Here is a 2870-nt window from a genome sequence, read left to right as displayed (position 1 = left end):
CTCCCTGTCCCAGGGGACGCCTCTGGGGGATTGCAGAAATATCCAGAACAGGTAAGGCTTGCAGACGGACGACGAATTCACGACGGAAGAAGGAGAAGGATTCATGCACAAAACATTCATATCTCGGTTTCTCCACTGCTGCCTCGCTCTGAGTATTGGCCTGCTCTTCGCTGGACCGGCTCGTGCCGACCATCACGCCGCGGCAGAAGGCGTCGATCCTGCCCTGCAAGCCGCCATTGACGGGGAACATCGCTCGGCCGAGCACAAGGCGCGCGACCAATACCGCCATCCCGCGCAAACCCTGACCTGGATGGGGCTCAAGCCGGATATGACGGTAGTTGAAATCTCACCGTCAAGAGGCTGGTACACCGAGATTCTGGCTCCCTATCTGAAAGACCAGGGAAGCTTCTATCTGGCCGGGTTCGACAGGGACTCAGAGGTTGCGTACATGAAGCGGCTGAACGCCCTCCTTGACGAGAAACTGGCCGCTAATCCCGAGGTGTACGGTACGCCAACGGTGACCGAACTCGCCCCGCCCAACAAGGTCGATATTGCCCCCGCAGGCTCGGCGGATATGGTGTTGACCTTCCGCAACGTCCACAACTGGATGAGCGCCGGGACGGCCGACGGGGTTTTTGCCGCCATGTATGCAGCGCTCAAGCCGGGTGGGATTCTCGGTCTGGTGGAGCACCGGGCCGACCCCAACACGGAACAGGACCCCAAGGCGTCTTCGGGTTATGTCACCGAGGCGGCGACCGTTCGAATGGCAGAAAAAGCGGGCTTCAAGCTCGTGGACCAGACTGAGATAAACGCCAATCCGAAAGATACACGCGATCATCCTAAAGGCGTGTGGACCCTGCCACCCGCTCTCAGTCTCGGAGACGAGGACAGGGAAAAGTATCTGGCGATTGGAGAGAGCGACCGCATGACGCTCAAGTTCAAGAAGCCGGCGGAGTGAAGAATCCCCGCCCTGGCGCTACTCGCTGCTCATGCGTGCGATTTCCTGAACCGCCTTGACAATGCTGGCATAGCCGGTGCAGCGGCACAGATTGCCGGCTATGCCGTGCCGAATCTCCGCCTCGGTCGGGTTCGGCTTCTCCTTCAGCAGTTGTTGAACCGACAACACCATGCCGGGGGTGCAGAAGCCGCACTGTAAAGCGTGGTGTTTGACAAAGGCATCCTGGATCGGATGCAGGTCGCCCGATTGCCGGGCATCTCGTGTCCAGCCTTCAATGGTGGTGACTGCGGAGCCGGCGGCATCGGCAGCCAGAACGGTACACGCCTTGACCGTCAGACCGTCAAGCACGACGGTGCACGCGCCGCAATTGCCGGTGGCACAGCCGAGGTGGGTACCGGTGAGGTCGAGTTGATCGCGCAAAAAATCAACCAGGAGCGTGCGCGTATCGGCCGTGGCTTCACACGGGGCATTGTTCACTGTCAGTTGAATGGTAGTGTGCATAGCCTTCTCATACCGTTTCTTAGGCCGCCCGTTCCAACGCCGTCTTTACCGCCCGGCGAGTAAACACCCGGACCATCTCTCGTTTGTAATCCGCGTCGGCGTGCAACTCTGCGACCGGGTCATGAGCCGTCTCATATGCGGCATCCGCAACCGCCTCAATAAAGGCGTCGTCCACGGTCTTCCCTTTCAGAGTGTTCTCGATAGCGGTCAAACGGACCGGGACGGGGGCTGCGCCGCAGATGCCGACCCGGATGGACCGACAGGTCCTATCCGGGTTGAGCCAAAGGCACGCGCTCACGCCGACAATGGCAAAGCCGCCTTCCACCCTAGTGAATTTCACGTAGGCCGTGCCGGTGTCCGAGGACAGAACAGGAACGCGGATTTCGGTCAGAACCTCATCCGCGGCCAGACTGGTAGTCATATAATCAACAAAGACGTCTTTTGCGGCAACGGTTCGCTCGCCGCCTGGGCCGACAATCCGAAAGGCGGCGTCAAGCAGGACGAGTACGGGTGGATAGTCAGCCGCGGGGTCAAAATGGCCAATCGAGCCGCCCAGCGTTCCGCGGTTGCGAACCTGGACATCGCCAATACAGGCCGCGGTCTCGCTGAGGAGCGGGCAGTGCGCTTGTAACACCTCAGACCCGGCCAGGGCGCGGTGGGTAACCCCCGCTCCGATGGCAAGCGTCTCCCCGTCCCGGCGAATAGAGTCGAGACCGGCGACATGGTTGAGGCTGACGATATGAGCCGGTGCGACCAGGCCAAGGTTCATGCTGGGCAGCAGCGACTGTCCCCCGGCCAGCAGCTTTGCGTCTTCGCCGTTTTGGGCGCACCGGGATAAGAGGCGGACGGCTGCGTCGATCGAGTCTGGCCTATGGAGCTGAAAGGGTGCGCGTATCATGCCTTCGCCCCTCCGTTATTGCCCTTCTTGGCCGCTTGAATCATGCGCCACACCCGTTGTGGAGTCAGCGGGGTGTCGTGGATTTTCACCCCAAAGGGCGCGAGGGCGTTTTCCACCGCACTGACGATGGTCCCGAACGGACTGGACACGCCGGACTCGCCCGCACCCTTGGTGCCGAGTGGTGTGAACGGGCTTGGGACTTCCTGGTGGTGAATCTCAACACTCGGCACTTCCACGGCGGTGGGCAGGGTATAGTCCATGAACGTCCCGGTCTGGAGTTGGCCGTTGTCATCATAGCTGAGCTGTTCATAGATCAGCCCCCCGAGCCCCTGTGCGTCGGCGCCCTGAAACTGCCCTTCGACCAATAGGGGATTGATGACGGTGCCGCAGTCGTGGACGGTCACATAGCGCAGGAGGGTGATCACGCCGGTTTCAACATCCACCTCCACCACGGCCACGCAGGCCGCATAGGGATAAGAGGGATAGGTGTTGATGCGGCCTTTGTCGTCCGGC

At 60.9% G+C, this 2870-nt stretch carries 4 protein-coding genes; 1 reads left to right on the top strand and 3 read right to left on the bottom strand.

Annotated elements, in window-relative coordinates; translation table 11 throughout:
- Positions 1 to 103 precede the first annotated feature (103 nt).
- Entirely contained in the window at positions 104 to 958 is an 855-nt protein-coding gene (locus OXG98_06880) for a methyltransferase (GenBank protein ID MCY3771727.1), read from the top strand.
- A gap of 18 nt (positions 959 to 976) precedes the next feature.
- Here the strand turns inward: OXG98_06880 and OXG98_06875 are convergent, their stop codons facing one another.
- From OXG98_06875 to OXG98_06865, 3 genes are all read right to left on the bottom strand, one after another.
- A complete protein-coding gene (locus OXG98_06875) occupies positions 977 to 1459 on the bottom strand; it encodes a (2Fe-2S)-binding protein (protein ID MCY3771726.1) in 483 nt (160 codons plus the stop codon).
- Positions 1460 to 1478: 19 nt separating this feature from the next.
- Entirely contained in the window at positions 1479 to 2357 is an 879-nt protein-coding gene (locus tag OXG98_06870; GenBank protein MCY3771725.1) for a xanthine dehydrogenase family protein subunit M, read from the bottom strand.
- Positions 2354 to 2870, bottom strand: a 517-nt coding sequence (locus tag OXG98_06865; GenBank protein MCY3771724.1) for a molybdopterin-dependent oxidoreductase, incomplete at its 5' end; no start/stop codon positions are given. The genes OXG98_06870 and OXG98_06865, both read right to left, overlap by 4 nt.

It is taken from the genome of Gemmatimonadota bacterium, assembly GCA_026706345.1.
In the GTDB taxonomy this organism is placed as follows: Bacteria; JAAXHH01; JAAXHH01; order JAAXHH01; family JAAXHH01; genus JAAXHH01.
The sequence above is the reverse complement of the archived record's forward strand: the minus strand, read 5'-3'. Positions and strand labels throughout refer to the sequence as shown.